The sequence below is a fragment of the Desulfobacteraceae bacterium genome (assembly GCA_022340425.1).
In the GTDB taxonomy this organism is placed as follows: Bacteria; Desulfobacterota; Desulfobacteria; order Desulfobacterales; family JAABRJ01; genus JAABRJ01.
In genome coordinates this window covers 1-19,737 of record JAJDNY010000077.1, presented here as the reverse complement: position 1 = coordinate 19,737, position 19,737 = coordinate 1, and the positions used below count along the sequence as shown (strand labels likewise).

Sequence of the window (19,737 nt, the reverse complement as noted above, 5' to 3'; positions counted from 1 at the left end):
GATTTTTGATGGGCAGCGGCCTGATGAAGCCCGAGTTGCAGCGCTGCCATAACCCGGTTTGGCGCTCTTTCGTGACGACGACCGGTTCACGGACCCTCCGGGTGGTTCAAACCAGCCGGTCGCGGTCGTCTAGCACCAACTGGTAGCTGTTCTCCAGTGACACCCCGCCGGTTCGCAATTTGCCTTTTTTATTTTCCAGCATATCTTCAGCCTGCTGAATTTGAGCACACAAATTCAAGAGCACCACCTATGACTCCCACCGCAAGCCCAATGCACCCGCACTTGGTCCAAAGCGCTTCACGCGACGCGCTGCAGAAAAATTTGAACGCCATGGCCGCCGCCATGGGAGACGAGGCCTTCACCGCCAAAGTTGCCCGCGAAATCGTTGCCCGCACCCAGCCCCAGCAGGCCGTCCCCGAGATCTATGGCCATTTCCGGACCGTGGTGGCGGACGGCATCCAATTTTTTCTGTCCCGGGTGAACCGCCGGCGCCTTGTGGAATTGGTGGTCAGCCAGCTGGAATTGGACCCCGAAACCGGCACCCAGGAGCGCCTGCTGGAGCTCGCCAAACGGTTTCCGACCCTTCACAAGCTGGGCCAGATCATCGCCCGCAACCCCGCCATCGACCCGGCGGTCAAAAAATGGCTGGTTCATCTGGAAAACGGCTGCTACGGCACGCCCCTCGGGGGCATCATAGAGCGCATTGACGGCCAGCTGAAACAGATCGACACACGGGATCAGGTGCAGGTTAAGCCCTTCATTTTATCCGAAGCCAGCGTCGGCGCCGTCGTTCCGTTCGCTTGGCGCCGGCCCTCCAGGCCGAACCGCCTGCAAGGGGTTTTCAAGGTCCTCAAGCCGGGCATTCGCAGGTGTCTGGATGAAGAATTGATCATACTGGAAAAAACGGCCTTGTTTTTTGAGGAAAACCGGGCGGCCTACCCATTGAAGGATTTCAAATTCCTGAGCGTATTTCAGGAAGTGCGCGACATGCTGATCAACGAGATCAATCTGGCGAGTGAACAAACCTATCTGGTTGAAGCCGCGCGATTTTACGAAGACATGCCCAGCATTCAGATCCCGGCGCTTTTTCCCTTCAATACCGACACCATGACGGCCATGGCCTATCTGGACGGCCCCAAAATAACCGATGCCCCCCTGAATCCGGAGCAGCGCAGGCATTGCGCGGCGGTCCTGTTCGGGGCCCTCATCTGTCGACCGCTTTTTTCCCCCCGCGAGCAGAGCCTGTTCCATGGCGATCCGCACGCCGGCAATATCCTGGCCGTAAATGACCCCGCTTCGGCTGGTCTGCGGATCGGTCTCTTGGATTGGAGCCTGGCCGGGCGGCTGACCAAGCGCGACCGGGTCAAAACCGCCCAGTTGATTCAGGCCGTTCTCAAAAAAGACCTCAGCGGCATTCGTCGCGCCGTGACAGCCTTGGCCGGCAGGGGTTATATGGACAGGCCGATGCAGCGCCAGAACTTTCGGACCCTGGTTCTGGATAGGATACAGTCCCCCGGGTATGGGCGTTTGACCCTGATCAAAAGAACTTTCAAGCTTTTGGAACACCTCGCCCTTGAAGGCTTCGTCTTTTCAGCCGATCTGATGCTTTTTAGCAAGGCGGCCTTCACCCTTGAAGGGGTCCTTTACGATCTGTGGCCCGCCTTTGACATGGATGCCGCTTTCACCCAGCACTTGACGGCCCTGATGACCCGAGAAATCCCCAAACGTTTCGCCAACCTGTTCCTTCCGCTGGCCGACAGGGCTGAAAACTATTCCAGCCTGATCTCCAACTTCCAGCTCCACTCCCTCATGGTGCACCGCTGCGCCCTGGCCGCGAAATCCACAAGCCTCTCCCGGGGCGCCCATCTTGGGGGATAACCGCGGACGTTAACGGCTGTCCTTCCGGCTGCGGCCAAGTCGGCGCGCGCCGACTTGGGAATCCCGGCGTGCGGTGAAGGCGAACCGCGGGTGTTTTTGAGCTTTATTTTTTATCTCCTGTTTACATCCCTCAGTAAAAGCATTAAACATCTGCGCCCAAATCGATTGGCCACGGCAATTTTCCCAGTATCCTTCATTTTATTAAGCCCTTGTAAGGCATCACCGATCCGCCTGGCAGTCGGCACATCATGGGCGTCGTTTTGTTTGGCATTCATGTTGAGGGGAAACGGCGTTGGAAATTGTGTCACGGGTGATGGACCTTTATGCTCAAATCGACAGGTCAGTGGCCGAATTTCGACTGAAAAGCGGTCTTCGCTGCCCGGCCGGTTGCGGCGCCTGCTGCCCCACGGCGGACGTGCAGGTCACCGTCCTGGAAATGCTGCCGGCCGCCCGCAGGATTCTGCGCACAGGCGAGGCGGTGGATTGGCTGGCGCGCCTGGCGGCGGCGCCGGGAACCGGCCGCTGTCTGCTGTATGCGCCGCAGCCCACGCCGGAGGCTGGCGGGCACTGCACCTTTTACACCTGGCGGCCGGCGCTCTGCCGCCTCTTCGGCTTTGCCGCCGTCAAAGACCGCACCGGGGCCAAAGCGCTTTCGGTTTGCAAGCGCATCAAACAGAAAGACCCCCGCGGCGCCATCGCCGCGGCCTCCCTGGCCGCCGAAGCGCCCTGCTTTACCCACTACAGCTCCCTGATTTATGCCCTCGACCCGGCGCTGGGCACCCGTTTGATGCCCATCAACGCCGCCTAGCGCCACGCCATCGACCGCATCGGGCTGCGCCAGTCCTTTGCTTACGCAGAGACATTTCGGGACACCACCGCGGCTTAAGGTCGCGGCAAGAAATAATTCCACAATATGGCGAAGGATTTTGGTTCGTCATCAAGGCACATCCGTCGGCGCATATCGGGATATGTGCCGGCGGATGTAACACAGAGGACGGGCCAAAAGACCCGCAAGATGTGGAATTATTCTTTGCCGAGGCCCTTAAGAAAAGGCGGCCGGAACGAAACCAGGAAACGGGTACCGCGGTGGTTTATCTTGTATCCCGGACCTGGAAATGGCCCTTTCCGGGCCCGGGATTTGGCCCCGTCCGACGGCTTTTCCCAGGCCGGGCGTCAGGAAACCTGGTTTTTTTATTAACTCATTGAAAATAATGTAAAAACTTTTTTTCAAAGACCTCTTCTTTTTTCTTGCATTCGTGTCGAAAAAACATATATTCGCCCCAAGGAGAATCCCAAAAAACAGACCGCAGCGCCCCGCCCGGCCGGCTCAGCGCCGGCATCCAGAAACCATACCATAAAGAGGATGACAGAGACCATGCATGTCCCCATCGAAAGGACCGAACAGCTAGTTGCCCCCCCGCAGCCGGCAGCGCAGGAGAGCGACGACGAACCTCCCGACCCCAGCCCTTGCATGGCAGGTGCTCCGGCACTTGCCCGCACCAAACCCGCCGGCCGGGTCGTGCCGTTTCCCGCCCACCGCGCCGGAACTATCAGTCCAGCCGTAAAATCGTTCCGCAAGCGACACTTCCCCAGCGTTCCCAGCAAACTGTGGAACGAATGGCAGTGGCAGACCAGCCACCGCATCCGCACCCTTTCCCAGTTGGAGAGTATGATTTCGCTCTCAGCCGAAGAGCGCGGGGCGTTCAGCCAGTCGCAAAGGTCCCTGCCCCTGGGCATCACCCCCTACTACATGGGGCTGATCTCCCCGGACGACCCCCAACAGCCCCTGCGGCGCAGCGTCATTCCCACCGTTCACGAGACGGTTCACGCTGCCGGCGAGGCCGACGATCCCCTGGGTGAAGAAACCCAGAGCCCGGTTGCCGGCCTGGTCCATCGCTATCCGGACCGGGTGCTGCTGCTGGTGACCGATTTTTGTTCGACCTATTGCCGCTACTGCACCCGATCGCGGGTAGTGGGCCGCGGCGCCATTCACCCCAGCCGCAACCGGTTGGAGCAGGCCTTTGCCTACATCGCCCAAACCCCGGCGATCCGCGACGTGCTGATCTCCGGCGGCGACCCGCTGATGATCGGCGAGGAGAAGCTCTCCTGGATCCTGTCCCGGCTGCGCCAGATCCCCCACGTGGAGATCGTGCGCATCGGCACCAAGGCCCCGGCGGTGCTGCCCCAGCGCATCACCCCGCGACTGGTGCGCATGCTGCGCCAGTTTCATCCCCTGTGGATGAGCCTGCACTTCACCCATCCGGACGAGTGCACCCCCGAGGCCTACCGCGCCTGCGCCATGCTGGCCGATGCGGGCATTCCGTTGGGGTCCCAGACCGTGCTGCTCAAAGGCATCAACGACAGCGTCGAAACCATGCGCCGGCTGGTGCACCACCTGCTCAAGATGCGGGTTCGGCCCTACTACCTCTACCAATGCGACCCCATCAGCGGGTCGGCGCACTTTCGCGCCCCCATCGCAAAGGGTCTTGAGATCATCCGCGGCCTGCGCGGCTTCACCAGCGGCTACGCCGTTCCCACCTACGTGGTGGACGCACCGGGCGGCGGCGGCAAAATCCCGTTGATGCCCGATTGCGTCGTGGGCCGGAAAAACGACGCGCTGTTACTGAGAAATTACGAAAACGGCGTTTACCGTTATCCCGAGTCCTGCAACGTTCCACCCGCTTGACCTGTCGACGGGTCCTCAGCGGTCCGGGGAGGCGTGCCCTGGGGGGTGCGCCTCCCGCCTTTTTTACCCGTTTCAAGGAGAAACACCATGGGAGCCCTGAAACCGACCCTGTGCGCGCGCTGCGCTGCGCAGGGCAAAACCTGCTGCCAGGGAAGAGAGATCTATCTCACCCCCGGAGACGTGCGGCGCATTGCGGCCTTCACCGGAGAGAGCCAATTTGTGGAGTGGAACCAAACAGCCGACCCGTCGTATCTGGATCAGGACGATGATCCGATCTGGCGCCAACACGTTTTTCGCCGTGACGGCAGCCGGCGGATCCTCAGGCGCGCACCCAATGACGACTGCCTATTTCTGGGTCCCCAGGGATGCCGCCTGCCCCTGGCGGTGCGGCCCCTGTTGTGCCGGCTGCACCCGCTGACCTACACGGCCGACCACATCGACGCCGAGCCGGATGCCACCTGCCCGCGCCGCCTGCTGGTTTCCGGGGAAACGGTGCTTTCGGCCACCGGCACGCCCATGGCCCAGGCGCGCCAATGGCACCAGCAGCTCTACGAGGAGATTATTACCGATGCCCCTGACAATCGGACTGACCTACGACCTACGCTCTGAGTACCTGGCGGAAGGTTTTTCGGAGGAAGAAACGGCCGAATTCGACCGTGACGACACCGTGGCCGCCGTCGATGCAGCCCTCCAGGCGCTGGGACACCGCACCGAGCGCATCGGACACGGCCGCAAACTGGCCGCGGCCCTGGTGGCCGGCCGGCGCTGGGATCTGGTGTTCAACATCGCCGAAGGCCTCTACGGCATCGGCCGCGAGGCCCAGGTGCCGGCGCTGCTGGACATGTACCGGATCGCCTACACCTTTTCCGACCCGCTGGTCATGAGCCTGACCCTGCACAAGGGCATGACCAAGCGCGTGATCCGGGACGCCGGGGTGCCCACCGCGGATTTCTTCGTGGCCGAAACCCCCGCGGACGCACGCTCGGTGGCCTTTGCAGGGCCCTATTTCGTCAAGCCGGCGGCCGAGGGCACCGGCAAGGGCGTCACGCCGGACTCCATCGTGCGTCAGAAAGCCGACCTGGCGGTCGCATGCCGGCGCCTGATCGAGGCCTTCGGGCAGCCGGTGATCATCGAGCCCTATCTGCCCGGCCGTGAGTTTACCACCGGCATCGTGGGCACCGGCGCCAGCGCCAGGGTGCTGGGGACCATCGAGGTGCACCTGCTGGAGACGGCCGAGCCGGGGGTCTACTCCTACCTCAACAAGGAAGAGTGCGAATCGCGGGTCAGCTACACCCTGAGGCGCCCAGCCGAGGACCCGGTGGTGGCCGAAGCCGAGGCGGTTGCCATGGCCGCCTGGCGCGCGCTGGGCTGCCGCGATGCCGGCCGCCTGGACCTGCGCTGCGACAAAAATGGGCGGCCCCTCTTTATGGAGGTCAACCCCCTGGCCGGGATCCACCCCGAGCATTCGGACCTACCCATCATCTGCAGCCAATTAGGGGTGCCCTATCAAAAACTGATCGCCTGGATCATCGAATCGGCCGCCGCCCGGATTCCTTCGGCGGGCGGCTCCCGGGGGCCCTTCTGATGCATGTGGCCATCGTTCACGACGCCGTCGGGAACACCGACGCCCCCGACGCACGGGACGCCATTGTCCAGGCCGATGCCGTCGCCCGGGCGCTTGGGGAGCTGGGCCACACGGTTTGCCGCATCGCCTGCAGCCTGAACCTGCTGGCGGTGGCGGCCGAGCTGCGCAGCCGTCAGGTGGACCTGGTGTTCAACCTGGTGGAGTCCGTCGGCGGCCAGGGGCGACTGATCCACCTGCTGCCCTTCTGCCTGGACGCCCTGGCCATGCCCTACTCCGGCGCACGGGCCGAAGCCATGATGCTCACATCGAGCAAAACCATGGCCAAGGCCTGGATGGCCGCCGGCGGAATACCCACCCCGGCGTGGGTCGGCCCCTGGCCCGGAACGGACGGCCGACGCGATGAAGCGGCTTGCGGCAGGGGCACCTGGATCGTCAAATCGGTCTGGGAGCACGCCTCCATCGGCCTGGGGCCCCAGAGCCTGATCCCCAATGCCGGCCCGCAAGAGATCTCCCCCCAACTGGAACAGCGCGCCGCTGAGCTGGGCGGCGCCTGTTTCGCCGAGCACTTCATCGCCGGCCGCGAGTTCAACCTCTCACTTCTGGCGCACCCCGAGGGCCCGCAAGTGCTGCCGCCTGCGGAAATCATTTTCGAGGGCTACACGCCGGAAATGCCGCGCATCGTGGACTACCGGGCCAAGTGGGATCAGAGCGCCTTTGAATACCACCACACCCCCCGGTGCTTCGCTTTCGGTGCATCCGATGCGGGCCTGCTGGCGCGCCTGGCGGGGCTGGCCCTGCGCTGCTGGGACCATTTCGGCCTCAGGGGCTACGCCCGGGTGGATTTCCGCGTGGACGACGCCGGCGCGCCCTGGGTTCTGGAGATCAACGCCAACCCCTGCCTTGCGCCCGATGCCGGATTCGCCTCGGCCCTCACCCAAGCGAACATTCCCTATACCGATGCGATCGGGCGCATCGTAGCCGCCAGCCTGCCACCCGCCTGAGCCGGCACCCGAGGAAGGAACCCCACGGCATGCTCCGCATTCGACGCATCTACGACAACGTACTGCCAGTGAACAAAAGCACCCTGGAGCAGGTGCAGGAAATTCTGCGCAGTCGCTTTGCCGCCGTTCCCGAGACCGAGATCGCGCTGATCGGCGAGAAACTGGGGAACCCCTTCAAACAGCGCTTTCGCACGGTCCTCTTCGTGGCCGAAAGCATCAAGGGCAAGGTGCGCGGATTTGCCATCCTGCTTCACGAACCCACGCTGCGGTTCACCTATCTCGACTGGATTGCCACCGCCACCGACCGCGCCGGCGCCGGCATCGGGGGTGCGCTCTATGCCCGCATCCGGCAGGAGTCCACCGCGCTCAAGGTGCAGGGCCTCTTTTTCGAGTGCCTGCCGGATGACGCCAAGGATTGCCCCGATCCCGTAGTACTCAAGCAAAACCGCGCCCGCCTGCGCTTTTACGAGCGCTACGGCGCCCGCCCGATCGTCAACAGCGGCTACGAATCGCCGGTCAAGCCGGGGGATACCTGCATGCCCCATCTGGTCTACGACGATCTAGGCAGCGGCCGTCCACTGAAAAAGGCCTTCGCCCGGCAGGTGGTGCGGGCGATTCTGGAGCGCAAGTATGCCGACTACTGCCCGGCCGACTATGTCGAGCGGGTGGTGGCAAGCTTCCGGGACGACCCCGTGCGGCTGCGCGAATTCCGCTACGTCAAGCCCGCGGCGGTGATCGCGGCGGTGGAGAGCCGTTCGGCCGAGCAGATCGCCCTGATCGTCAACGACCGCCACGACATCCACCATGTCCACGAACGGGGCTATGTGGAGTCCCCGGTGCGGGTCAAAAGCATTTTAAAGGCCATCGAACCCAGCGGCCTTTTCGCCGCCATCAAACCCAGGCCCTTTGCGGACAAGCACCTGCACGCGGTTCACGACGCGGATTTCGTGGGCTACCTCAAACGCGCCTGCACGGCGGTCCCCGCCGGAAAATCGCTTTACCCCTACATCTTCCCCATTCGCAACAAGACCCGCCCCCCCAAGGAGCCGTCGGTGCTTTCGGGCTACTACTGCATCGACACCTTCACCCCCATCAACGCCAACGCCTACCCGGCGGCACGCCGCAGCGTGGACTGCGCCCTGACCGCCGCCCGGGAGATTTTGGACGGCCGCCGCATGGCCTACGCCCTGATCCGGCCGCCCGGGCACCACGCCGAACGCCGCTCCTTCGGCGGCTTCTGCTACTTCAACAACAGCGCCATCGCCGCCCAGTACCTCTGCGCCCACGGCCGGGTGGCCATTCTGGACGTGGACTACCACCACGGCAACGGCGGCCAGGACATATTCTACCGCCGCAGCGATGTACTGACCGTTTCGATTCACGGCCACCCCCGCTTCGCCTACCCCTATTTCAGCGGATTCGAGGACGAGCGCGGCGAGGGTGAGGGCGAGGGCTTCAACCTCAACATCCCCCTGCCCGAGGCGGTGGACGGCGAAAGGTACCGCAAGGCCCTGGCGCGCGCCCTGCAACGGATCAAAGAGTTCAAGCCCCAGTTTCTGATTTTGGGCTTCGGCCTGGACCCGGCCAAGGGGGACCCCACCGGTTCGTGGTCCCTGACAGTCAAGGATTTCGCCCACAACGGCCGGATGATCGGGGCCCTGGGCCTGCCGCTGGTGGTGGTCCAGGAGGGCGGATACCGCACCCAGACCCTGGGTAAAAACGCGCTGGCCTTTTTCCAGGGGCTGGTCGCGGGCGCCGGACAGTGGGCCGACAGCCACCACACCCCGGAGCACCGCCTTCACGGGGTGGTCTGGCGCGATATCCTCACCCCCGAGGACGGCCAGCGCGTCCGCCGCCTGGTGGAGGTCACCGGCTTCTTTCACCCGGAGGAGGTGGCCGTGGCCGAAGAGCTGGTCCTGGAGCGCCTGGAGAAGGGGGAGGCCAGCGGCTACCATTTCGTCATGGCCGACCATTACGGCCGGCTGGCAGGCTATGCCTGCTTCGGCCCCATCCCCTGCACCACCGCCAGCTACGATCTCTACTGGATCGCGGTTCACCCGGACTTTCAGGGCCGCGGGCTGGGCCGGCGGCTGCTCTCGGAGTCCGAGCGGCGCATCAGGGCCGCCGGCGGCAGCCGGATCTACGTCGATACCTCCCAGCGGGTGCAGTATGCCAGCACCCGCGCCTTTTACGAGCGCTGCGGCTACCGCCTGGAGACCGTCCTCAAGGACTTCTACGCCGTGGGCGACGGCAAGGCGATCTACTGCAAGTCTCTGATTTAAAGCACAGCGCGCCTAGCCCCGCCACAAGGTCCAGGCCAGGCCATTTTTATCTGTACTGTGGGTAAATTTGGATTTACAGGTCTGACACTCGTAATCCTGCTCCTCGAAGCCCCGGGGTTTAATGCCCCTGAAAATGCGGGGCTCATCGACCTTTATCAAAAACTCATGCGGCCTTCCATTGCGCGCTTTCATCGATTGCGCCTCACACAGATCGCAAATTTTCATTTTCATTGCTCTCCAATTATAATCAAAAATGTTACATTTTCGCCTGGTGCTTCATCCCCATCCACCATTACGGGGGGATTCGACGAACCATGTTTTTCCCGGTATCCGGCATCGTGGTCAACCCGTTCGTGGCCTTTGGCGTTGCATGCGTGATTTCCTTTTTCACATCCATGGGCGGGGTTTACGGCATCGCCAGCGGGTCCATCGCGGCGCCCTTCTTGGTGGCGATTGTCGGCCTCTCCGTCCATACCATCGCCAGGGCGGCCCTGATGGGCAGTTTTATCACGTCCGCGGTCGGTTTGGGATTCTACCAGATTTTGCCTCAAATCCATACCGAAATGGCCGTCGCGCCGGATTTCGATGCGCCCATGGCATCAATGGGGACAATGGCACCTTTCAGGAAAAGTTGGATGCGGTTGCCCTGTTTACCTGTTCAAAATCCCTTGACATTTTCCAATGACTGCAATATCGGTGTCTCCTTCAGGTAGAAGACGTACCAGGAAGGTACACTTAAAACAATGGAGCTTGCATCGCGCATCCGGGGGGGCCTGAAACCGGCCTCCTGAGCGCCAATCAACCGGGCTGGGCGACACCCAAAAGGGTTCGCCGCAACCGCAGCCCCTGAAACCCATCCAGGCCAAGAAGGTCTCCGTGGGGGGAAAAACCCCCGCCGCTGACCTCTTGGCCTTTTTGTTTGGTCCGGGAAGGTCGGCGGGACACTACTGGATTCGAGGAGGTGACCGTTGAGATTGTGGAAACCCATCCTGCCGGCGCTCGTGCTGGGATCAGTTCTGGCGCCGGCACTGCTGTGGGCGGCGGGGAACGCCGTCCAGGAAAAGATCGAAAAGCCGGTCCAGCAGGCCATCGACACCCGTCAGGCCACCCAGAAAGCCGAGGAGACATGGCGCCAGGAACGCGACGAAAGCATGGCGCTGCTTGCCTCGCTGGAGCAGGAGCAGGCGCGGCTGGAACAAGAGCAGCTGCGCTTGCAGGAGGATCAGGCGGCACGCCGGCAACGGATTGAGGCTAAAACGCGCCAGCTGGCCGCCAGCGAGGAGATCGCAGGCCAGATCGCCCCTTACCTGGAAGAGGTTCTGGCCGCGCTCCGCGCCCGCATCGATGCGGACCGGCCGTTTCTGACCCGCGAGCGCCGACTGCGGGTGGACCGCCTGGGCAACCTCCTGGGCGACCCGGGGGTGACGGTCAGCGAAAAGTTCCGCAAAACCGTGGAAGCCCTCATGGTGGAGGCCGAATACGGACGCACCATCGAGGTCTATCAGGACACGATCACGGTGGAGGGGCAGCCCCTCCTGGCCACGATCTTTCGGCTGGGACGACTCGGCCTGTTCTACCAGACCCTGGACCAGCGCCACAGCGGCATGTTCGACGTGGCGGCCAGGGCCTGGACCCCGCTGCCGTCCTCCTTTGACCGCACCCTGCGGATGGCCATCGACATCGGGGCCAAGCGCCAGCCGGTGGAGCTTCTGAACCTGCCCCTGGGAAGGATGGCGACCCCATGAAAGCGCGTCTTTGGAGGGTGGTGATGATCGGCGTGGCGGTTCTGGTTGCTGCCGGGCCGGCGCACGGCCAGGACATGCGCGCGCGCGAAACGGAAGCCCGTCAGACCCGGGAGGCCCTGATGCAGCAAGCGGCCGCCGAAAAACGCGCGGCCGAAGCCGAGGCCGCTGCCACGCGGGCGCGCATCACCGAGGACCGGGCCGCGCTGAACAAGGCCATCGCGTCCTTGGAGGCGCAAAACACCCGGCGGCAGACGGCCGTAGAGGAACTGACGGTCGCGGTCCAGTCCCTGGAAGAGGAGGAAGCGGCCCTCTCAGCGCAGCTGGCCGAAACGGACGGCGTCATTCGCGAGCTGGTGGGGCTGATCCGCGTGGCGGCCAAGGACACCACCGCCCTCTGGCGCGAAAACCTGCAAAGCGCCCTGGATCGCCCGGACCTGGCCTTTCTCCAGGCCATTGCCGAGCAGGCCCGTTTTCCGGGGATGGCGGACGTCCGCCGGCTGGTGGCCGCCCTGGAAAGCTACATCCAGCGCACGGGTGAGGTCGCCCTGGGCCGGGTAACGATGGTGGACCGGAGCGGCCGGGCAACCGAGGGCGATATCCTGACCCTGGGCTGCTTTACCGCCGCCTACCGCCTGGGAGACGAAATCGGATTTCTAACTTACGCCGAAGCCGGCCAGAAACTCCATGCCCTCTCCCGGCTCCCGGCGCCGCGCATCCGGAGGCAGATCGCGCGCTACATGACGGGCGAGACCGAAGCGGTATACCTGGATATCTCCCGCGGCGCGGCCCTGCGGCAGCTGACCCACGAGCTGAGCCTCTGGGAGCAGGTGCCCAAGGGCGGCCCCATCGTCTGGCCGATTCTGGTCATCCTGGCCGTAGGCGTCATGATCGTGATCGAGCGGCTGGTTTTCCTGCTGCGCAAAAACTGCGATGCCGAAAAGCTGATGCAGCGCCTTGCCGCCATGGTCGGCGACGGGCGTTGGGCGGACTGCCGGGCGGCCTGCCGGGCGCTGGGGGGCAAGCCCGTGGCGCGGGTGCTGGCCACGGGCCTGGAGTGCTGCCACCTGCCCCGGGAAGAAATGGAAAACGCCCTGCAGGAGGCCATCCTGCGGGAGGTGCCGCCCCTGGAGCGCTTCCTGTCGACCCTGGGCATGCTGGCCGCCATCGCCCCCCTGCTGGGGCTTCTGGGCACGGTCACCGGCATGATCGCCACCTTCCACGTGATCACCCATTTCGGAACCGGGGACCCGCGCATGATGTCGGGCGGCATCTCGGAGGCTTTGGTCACCACCATGCTGGGGCTGTCCGTGGCCATTCCCATCATGCTGGCCCATACCCTCCTGAACCGGGCCGTGGACAAGCGCATCGGCCAGATGGAGGAGAAAGCCCTGGCCCTGGTCAACAGCGTCCACAAGAGCCGCAACGGCGATGGCTGAGTTTTTACAGGTCCTCTACCACCAGACGATGGACTACCTGCAGGCCGGGGGGGCGGTGATGCCGCCCCTGGTAATGGTCAGCCTGGTCATGTGGCTGTTGATCTTCAAGCGGGCCTTTTTTTTCCGTCGCCTGTCCCGCCGCAACATGCCCTTCCGCACGGCGCGGGAGCACGTGCAGCAGGGCCGCCTGCCCGACCGAAGGCGCTACAGCGGGGCCATCGCCCTACTGGTGACGCACTTCCTGCAGGCCCGCAGCGGCGAGCGGGTCCTGGACCGCTTCATCCTGGAGGAAACCGTGCAGCGGATCAACCGCTCGCTCACCGACCATCTCCAGGTGATCGGCGTCCTGGCCGCGGTGGCGCCCCTGCTGGGGCTGCTGGGCACGGTGACCGGCATGATCGCCACTTTCGACATCATGTCCGTCTTCGGCACGGGCAATGCCAAAGCCATGGCCGGCGGCATCTCGGAGGCCCTCATCACCACCCAGACCGGGCTTCTGGTGGCCATTCCCGGACTCTATATGAAGGGCTCCCTGGACCGCCGGGCCCGCAACCTGCAGCAGCGCATCACGGCCGCCGGGCTGTTTCTGCGCCGGCACCTGTGAAGGCTCGACGGTTCCGCAAAAACTCCAATTTCTGCGTTGCGCTGCATCTCGAAGTCGCTGCGGCGTAAATTAGTACGCCTCACTCTTCGAGATTTGCGCGCCGTAACTTGGAGCTTTTGTCGAAACCGTCTGGGTTTTTACTTTTTACCGCCTTATAAGGACCCTACATGCAAACCATCAGCAGCGCCCGCCGCAGCAACCGCAGCAGCGTCGAGCTCAACATCGCGCCCCTGATCGACATGGTGTTCATCCTGCTGATCTTCTTCCTGGTCACCACCAGCTTCGTCAAGGAGACCGGCGTCGAGGTCAACCGCCCCACGGCAGCCACGGCCGTGAGCCAGTCCAAGGCCACCATCCTGATCGGCATCGACGCCGCCGACCGCATCTTCTTCGACAACCGGGAGGTGGATGTGCGGGCCGTACGGGCCAACGTGGAGCGCGCCCTGGCCGAGAACCCCGAGGGGGCCGTGGTGGTGGTGGCCGACCGGTCCAGCACCACCGGCACGACCATCGAGGTCATGGACGGCGCCCGCCTGGCCGGGGCGGCCAATGTGTCGCTGGCCGCCCGGCTGCCGGAGGGCGCCGCGCCATGATGGCCGCTGTTCGTTCCTATCGAACCGGAACCGGCGGGTGGCGCCGGTCGGGGAAAGCCTGGCTCGGAGCGGCAACCGGGGCCGTGGTCCTCAACCTGGCCCTCTTCGCCCTCATGCCCCGCCTGCTGCAGCGGCCCACCGAGGTACCGGTCTTCGAGCAGCCCGTGACCAACATTAACGTCATTCGCCTGAAAGAGGAGGAGCGGGAGGTGCGTGAGCAGGAAAAACCGCCCCCACCACCGCCGGAGGCGCTTCCCCAGCCGCGCTTCGCCGCCCCGTCCCACACCCGGTTCGCCCTGGATTTCGAGCTCAACCCGCGCCTGCCGGCGGGGCCGGTGGCCGTGGCCCTGCCCGCCGTGACCCCTGTGGTACCGGACATGGCCGGATTGAGTGAGCTCTTCGCCGCCGGCGACCTGGACGCACCGCTGACGGTGATTTCCCGCATTCCGCCGGTCTACCCCCTCCATGCCAAGCACCGGGGCGTCAAAGGGTGGGTGCGGGTGCGCTTCGTGGTCCGGGAAGACGGCCGGGTGACCGACATCACCATCCAGGAAAGCCAGCCCGCCGGCGTTTTCGACGCCAGCGTTGTGCGCAGCGTCGCCGGCTGGCGCTTCAAGCCCGGCACGGTGGCCGGCACGCCGGTCAAAGCCTGGGCCGAAACCACGATCCGGTTCGAGCTGGAATAGCCGCAAAACCAATGGATGTCGACCCCATGCAACGCTTCATGAATCAGAGCGATTCAGTCAGACCGCGGGTATCTGACGCCCTGCTGGCAGGCCTCATGCTGTCCGCCCTGGTGGTCCTGACCGTATGGCCGGCGCTGGCGGCCACCCCCGATCTGCCCGGGCCGGCCCGGGTGGCCCTGGCCAAGGCCGCCCGCCTGATCCAGGACAAGGCCTACGATCAGGCCGTGGCCGCCCTCGAAGCCTTCCAGGCCAGCGGCGGCCCCTTTCCCGGCCCGGAGGGTGACGACCCCCGGGGCATCCACCACCCGGAGATTTTTTTCGCCCTGGGCACCAGCCATCTCATGCAAAAACGCTATAAATCGGCGATGGAGGCCTTCGAAAAAGCGCTCCAAAGGGACCCCGGCCACATATCCTCCTGGTTGAATCTGGCCCAGGCCGCCTACGGGCTTGAGGACTACCCAGCCGCGGCGCGGGGGTTTGCCGAGGCCTACGGCCGATCCCCGGAACCGGATCCCGAATACCTTTACAGCAGTGCCGCGGCCCTTCTCATGGCCCAGGATTACGGGGCCGCCGTCGCGGCCTTCGACAAGCTTTTCGCCCGCCACGAAGACGCCATCCAGACCGCCTGGCGGGAAAACTACGTTCATGCCTTGCTCTCTACAAACCAGGCCCGCCGGGCCCTGCCCCACATCCGCCACTTGGCCGGGTCCACCACCGGCGAAAAACAGGTCCAGTGGCAGGAAATCCTGCTGCACCAGTACCTCGAACTGGACATGGCCCGGGAGGCCCGGGATCTGATCCTGCGGCTGACCCGCGAGGCCCCCCTGCGGGACAAGTGGTGGCAGGCCCTGGCCCATGTGGCCCTGCGGGACAACCGCTACGAAGAGGCCCTCATGGCCATGACGGTGGTGGGCTTTCTGAGGCCCCTTTCCCGCCAGGAAACACGCCTGCTGGCCGACCTGAACCTGCAGGTGAGCATCCCGTCCAAGGCGGCGCCCCTCTATGCGGAGGCCCTCGCCCAGGGCAACGACCCCCGCCTGTTGAAAAACCTCGTGCGCGCCCTGCAGCAGCTGGGCCGCCTGGAAGAGGCCCTGGCGGCCATCCGGCAGTTCGCACCAGGCACCCGGGACCGGCAGCTGTTGATCACCGAAGCCGACCTGCTCTACACCCTGGAACGTTTCGGAGAGGCCGGCAAGGCCTACCGGCGGGCAGCCAATGCCGACCCGAAACGGGCCGGGCGGGCCTGGCTGATGGCCGGTTATGCCGCCCTGCAGCTCCAGGATGCGGCCGCCGGCCGCGAGGCCCTGACCAAGGCCGCCACCTTCGAAGGGCAGCGCCAGGCGGCGCTGGTGGCCATGCGCCGCCTGCCAGATGATACGCCGCCGGAAGCGGCGGAATTCAAGGCGCCTGCCACAGAATCCCGGCCTTCGCCGGGATGACGGGGGGCGGGCGATTGGCGCCATAAAAAAAGGAAAAGGCAGCCGCATCCCGACCAGGAGACCACGGCTGCCTTTGGGACGAAGCCCCGGCAAAGGGAGCCTCGGTGGGAAAACTACACCGAAAGCCCTCCCGCGTCAATTGCCGGAACCGCACCGTCGGCCGGAGCCACCGGCGGCGGCAGATGCCAACGCAAGCGAAGAAGGGAAGAACGGTATGCGACGCACGGGATGGATTTGGGCACTGGCATGGTTTCTTTTGTGGACCGGGGCGCCGGACGCGGTGGCGGAGGAACCCCTCGAAAAACCCCAGCAGTTGGAGGACATCGTGGTGGAGGACAAGATCGGCGCCCCCGGCATCCGCCAGACCCCCACCGGCACCGTGATCGACCTGGAGGAATTCAGGACCATCGGCCCCCAGACCAGCATCCTGGACACGCTGCGGAGCCGGGCGGCGGTGGACTTCCGGGGGAACAACAGCCTGGACCCGGGCATCGACTCGATCTTCCTGCGGGGCTTCGATTCCTCGCGTTTCGTCACGGCCATCGACAGCCTGACGGTGCAGAAGACCGGGGGGCGCAAGTCCAGCAACATCGTGGACTTCGCCCTGCTGCCCACCTTTCTGATCAAAGAGGTGGAGATTCTGCCCGGGCCCCACTCGGCCCTCTACGACAGCAAGAGCATCGGCGGCGTCGTCAACCTGGTTTCGGTAAGGCCCCGCCGCCACGACAGCCTCAAACCGGACGTGGCCCTGACCGGCAGCTACGGTTCCTACAATACCCAGAACTATCTGGCCACCGTTCAGGGCGCGGTCCAGAACTTCACCTACGACACGGCCTACTGGCGCTATCTCACCGACGGCTACCTGCGCCACAGCGATACCGACATCGAAACCTTGTACGGGCGCATCGGCTACCTGCTGCCGGCGGACGGGGTCGTCACCCTGGCCCTCTCGGGCACCGAAACGAACCGTGACGAACCGGTCAACAACACCAGCACCGATTCCAGGGACTTCAAATCGCGCTACCCCCGCGTCGAAGACGCCCCCTTCAACGAAGACCAGGACCCCACCTGGGACGGCGATTCCCACTCCTGGCGCCTGAACCTCGAGCAGCCCTCGCCCATCGGCCTGATCAACCTGGGGGGCTACTACAGCAAGGAACGGCGGAGCCGGGAATACTTTGCTAACCCAAAGGAAATCGACCGCACCGAACTGGACACCACCTGGTGGTCCGAGGGCCTCAAGCTCAAGGACGACATTCAGTGGGCGGCCAACCACACCACCACCGTGGGCTTCGACCTGGCCCGCATGTACGACAACGGCAACACCACGGGCGGCGGCAAAGAGGAGCGGATCGCCAAGAATGGCGGTTTCCTGCAGCACCGCTGGGACATCCTGCCATCCCTGGAGTTCACCCCGGGGCTGCGCTACGAGTACGTCAAGATCCACATCAGCAACCTGCAGAACGCCGAAACCGGCGCCCGCTGGAACCCGGCCTACAAGGAAATGGTCAGTCGGAACTGGAACCAGTTCATCCCCAAGTCCTTCCTGACCTACAAGATGGACGAACTGGCCCCATGGCTGCGGGACACCTCCCTTTCGCTGGGGGTCAGCAAGATCTGGCGCGCCCCCGACTACCACGGCCAGTACAACCCCCAAGGGCGCCCGGCCGGCCTCTTCCTGGACCCCGAGCACGGTGTGGGCTACGACGTCATTTTGATGCGCCGCCTGTGGGGGGACATCGCCTTCAAGATCAACTACTCCTTCTACGACATCCAGGACTACATCGCCGGCAACCAGACCTACGCCCAATTCTCGGGGCCCAACGCCGGGGCAGAGCGCTTCAGCGATTACATGGTCAACCTGGAGGAGGTCTGGCGCCACGGGATCGACGTGGAGGTGGGGGGCCACCTGCTGGAGGACCTTTCCTTCTACCTCAGCTATTCCTGGCAGGACTTCGACAACCGGGGCGACGAGCCGGCCGGGCAGACGAATTTGGACCAGCGCGCCAAGAACCGCGTGAGCGCCGGCCTGCGCTACCAGCTTTTCGAAAAGACCACCCTGATGCTGGACTACTACTACCAGGACGACGAGGTCACCGAAATTTCCGAGGAGATCGCCCCGGAGGTCTTCGACTTCCGCCAGGTGGAGATCGACAACTACCACACCGTGGATGTCGGCATCGAGCAGGTCCTTTTCGAAAACAAGTGGCTGCTCCAGAAGTCGGTGCTGAACCTCTACGTGCGGAACCTCTTCGACGAGGAATACTTCGACACCACGGGCTATCCGGCCGTGGACCGCTTTTACGGCGCCTCTCTGAAGATCACCTTTTAGGCTCGCGGTTAGAAATAATGCCACAATATGAAGAAGGATTTTGGTTCGCCATCCCGGCGGAGGCCGGGATCCCGCCAATAGCCGGCAAGGCTGGCAAAGCGATACCAGCCTTCGCCGGCATGACGATCATTGCGTAAAGGAGTCCTCCGCCATGAAAAAACCGATCCGTTCGACCCTCGCCCTGACCCTCGGCCTGGTTTTCCTCTGCTGCGCCGCCGCCGTCGCGGCCCCCTTGGAAACCGCCGTCAGCACGGCCATGCAGAGCCTTTCCCTGAAAAAAGGCGATTCCCGGCTGCTGCTGATGACCGACGCCCCTTACGTCCGGGTGGACGGGCGAAACGCCCTGCCCTATCTGGCAACCGCCCAGGACCTCACCGGCTGCAGCGTGGGCCGCGGCAACCTGCTCTTTTTCCAGCGCCCCCAGTCCCACCCCCTGCGCTTCATGCTCTTTCACAAGACCTCCGGCGAGGCGGTCATCATCAGCCCGGCGGAGCAGGGCTGGTCGGCCCAGAATCTCAACCTGGGGCCGGCGACCATTTCACAGCCGGCCTTCTGGGAGCGAACCGGCGACTACCAGGCCGGTCGGGATCTCTTCACCCTGGCGGCCATCGCCAATGTCTGGGCCAAGGACGGCCCCTACGACTTTCTCAAAAGCGCCGAGCTGCACAACCACATCTGCCCCGGCCTGACCTCGGGCTACCTGATCGCCCACTACATCCAGAAGCACTACCCCCTGGCCCCGGGGGAACGCTACACCGTGCTGGCCAGCCCGGTGTGGTGCAAGGAGGACGCCCTGCAGGTGGTCCTGGACTGCACGCCGGGGAAAAAGACTCTGATCGTCAAGCCCCTTTCGGAGGGGCAGTTGAAGGCCGTTTCCGTGCCAAACCCAGCCGGCCTCCTGCTAGTCTGGAACGACAAGCAGAAAAACGGCCGGGGCGTCGCCCTGAGCTTCGATTTCGACCGGATTCGGGCCCTGTCGTCGGAGGGGACCCCCAAGGCCGCCAGCGTGCTGGCCGCCCTGGACCACCTGAACCAACCGGAACGCTTCGTCTCCGCCGCGGCGACCTTCGATTTGGACGAATCCCGCTATCAGCGCCTGATCGAGGCCGGCAGCAACCCCTACGAGGTCGCCGGTCTTGTCAAATAGCGCTTTGGGAGACAAACCCCGGCCGGGTGCGAAGACCTCCAGGGGCACCCGCTTGGCGACCACCTCGAAGGGAAAGCCCCCGGCCGACGCCGACCGCCCCCTGCTGTCGGGGTTCGTGGCGGCCTGTTTCTTCCTGTCGGGGGCGGCCGGTCTGGTCTACCAGGTCATCTGGGTGCGCTTGATCGAAAAGGTCATCGGGAGCGCCCCTTTTGCCGTGGCCGCGGTGTTGTCGGTCTTCATGGCCGGCCTGGCCCTGGGAAGCTGGCGCGCCGGCCGGGCCATCGACCGGCGGCCCGGCCGGGCGACGCTGCTGGCGCTCTACG

At 64.4% G+C, this 19,737-nt stretch carries 17 protein-coding genes; all 17 read left to right on the top strand.

Features of this window, described 5'->3' with window-relative positions; all coding sequences use genetic code 11:
- Nucleotides 1-270: 270 nt before the first annotated feature.
- Nucleotides 271-1,878, top strand: coding sequence for a hypothetical protein (locus tag LJE63_07315; GenBank protein MCG6906417.1), 1,608 nt, complete (start codon nt 271-273; stop codon nt 1,876-1,878).
- Between the two features lie 301 nt (nt 1,879-2,179).
- Entirely contained in the window at nt 2,180-2,686 is a 507-nt protein-coding gene (locus tag LJE63_07310) for a YkgJ family cysteine cluster protein (protein ID MCG6906416.1), read from the top strand.
- 555 nt (nt 2,687-3,241) lie between these two features.
- Nucleotides 3,242-4,564 (top strand): KamA family radical SAM protein, encoded by a 1,323-nt coding sequence (locus LJE63_07305; protein MCG6906415.1) that lies wholly within the window; start codon nt 3,242-3,244, stop codon nt 4,562-4,564.
- Between the two features lie 87 nt (nt 4,565-4,651).
- On the top strand, nt 4,652-5,173 hold the full coding sequence (locus tag LJE63_07300; GenBank protein ID MCG6906414.1) for a YkgJ family cysteine cluster protein: 522 nt from the start codon (nt 4,652-4,654) through the stop codon (nt 5,171-5,173).
- On the top strand, nt 5,133-6,149 hold the full coding sequence (locus tag LJE63_07295) for a D-alanine--D-alanine ligase (protein ID MCG6906413.1): 1,017 nt from the start codon (nt 5,133-5,135) through the stop codon (nt 6,147-6,149). The genes LJE63_07300 and LJE63_07295 overlap by 41 nt, the downstream gene beginning before the upstream one ends.
- A complete protein-coding gene (locus LJE63_07290) occupies nt 6,149-7,150 on the top strand; it encodes a D-alanine--D-alanine ligase (protein ID MCG6906412.1) in 1,002 nt (333 codons plus the stop codon). Before LJE63_07295 ends, LJE63_07290 begins: the two co-directional genes overlap by 1 nt.
- Nucleotides 7,151-7,179: 29 nt before the next feature.
- The gene (locus LJE63_07285) at nt 7,180-9,432 is read left to right on the top strand and encodes a GNAT family N-acetyltransferase (protein ID MCG6906411.1); all 2,253 of its coding nucleotides are present in this window, start codon (nt 7,180-7,182) and stop codon (nt 9,430-9,432) included.
- Between the two features lie 314 nt (nt 9,433-9,746).
- A complete protein-coding gene (locus LJE63_07280; protein ID MCG6906410.1) occupies nt 9,747-10,145 on the top strand; it encodes a hypothetical protein in 399 nt (132 codons plus the stop codon).
- Between the two features lie 255 nt (nt 10,146-10,400).
- Nucleotides 10,401-11,177 (top strand): DUF3450 domain-containing protein, encoded by a 777-nt coding sequence (locus LJE63_07275; protein MCG6906409.1) that lies wholly within the window; start codon nt 10,401-10,403, stop codon nt 11,175-11,177.
- Nucleotides 11,174-12,613, top strand: a complete 1,440-nt coding sequence (locus LJE63_07270; protein MCG6906408.1) for a MotA/TolQ/ExbB proton channel family protein — start codon at nt 11,174-11,176, stop codon at nt 12,611-12,613. Before LJE63_07275 ends, LJE63_07270 begins: the two co-directional genes overlap by 4 nt.
- Nucleotides 12,606-13,217, top strand: coding sequence for a MotA/TolQ/ExbB proton channel family protein (locus LJE63_07265; GenBank protein MCG6906407.1), 612 nt, complete (start codon nt 12,606-12,608; stop codon nt 13,215-13,217). The genes LJE63_07270 and LJE63_07265 overlap by 8 nt, the downstream gene beginning before the upstream one ends.
- A 167-nt stretch (nt 13,218-13,384) precedes the next feature.
- Nucleotides 13,385-13,810 carry a biopolymer transporter ExbD gene (locus LJE63_07260; protein ID MCG6906406.1) on the top strand — a complete coding sequence of 142 codons (426 nt, stop codon included), beginning with the start codon at nt 13,385-13,387 and terminating at the stop codon, nt 13,808-13,810.
- Nucleotides 13,807-14,496, top strand: a complete 690-nt coding sequence (locus LJE63_07255) for an energy transducer TonB (GenBank protein ID MCG6906405.1) — start codon at nt 13,807-13,809, stop codon at nt 14,494-14,496. The genes LJE63_07260 and LJE63_07255 overlap by 4 nt, the downstream gene beginning before the upstream one ends.
- A 26-nt stretch (nt 14,497-14,522) precedes the next feature.
- A complete protein-coding gene (locus tag LJE63_07250; GenBank protein MCG6906404.1) occupies nt 14,523-15,935 on the top strand; it encodes a tetratricopeptide repeat protein in 1,413 nt (470 codons plus the stop codon).
- Nucleotides 15,936-16,149: 214 nt separating this feature from the next.
- Nucleotides 16,150-18,267 (top strand): TonB-dependent receptor, encoded by a 2,118-nt coding sequence (locus tag LJE63_07245; protein MCG6906403.1) that lies wholly within the window; start codon nt 16,150-16,152, stop codon nt 18,265-18,267.
- Nucleotides 18,268-18,418: 151 nt separating this feature from the next.
- Nucleotides 18,419-19,414, top strand: coding sequence for an FmdE family protein (locus LJE63_07240; protein MCG6906402.1), 996 nt, complete (start codon nt 18,419-18,421; stop codon nt 19,412-19,414).
- A 52-nt stretch (nt 19,415-19,466) separates the two neighbouring features.
- A partial coding sequence (locus LJE63_07235) for a hypothetical protein (protein MCG6906401.1) occupies nt 19,467-19,737 on the top strand: 271 nt, incomplete at its 3' end.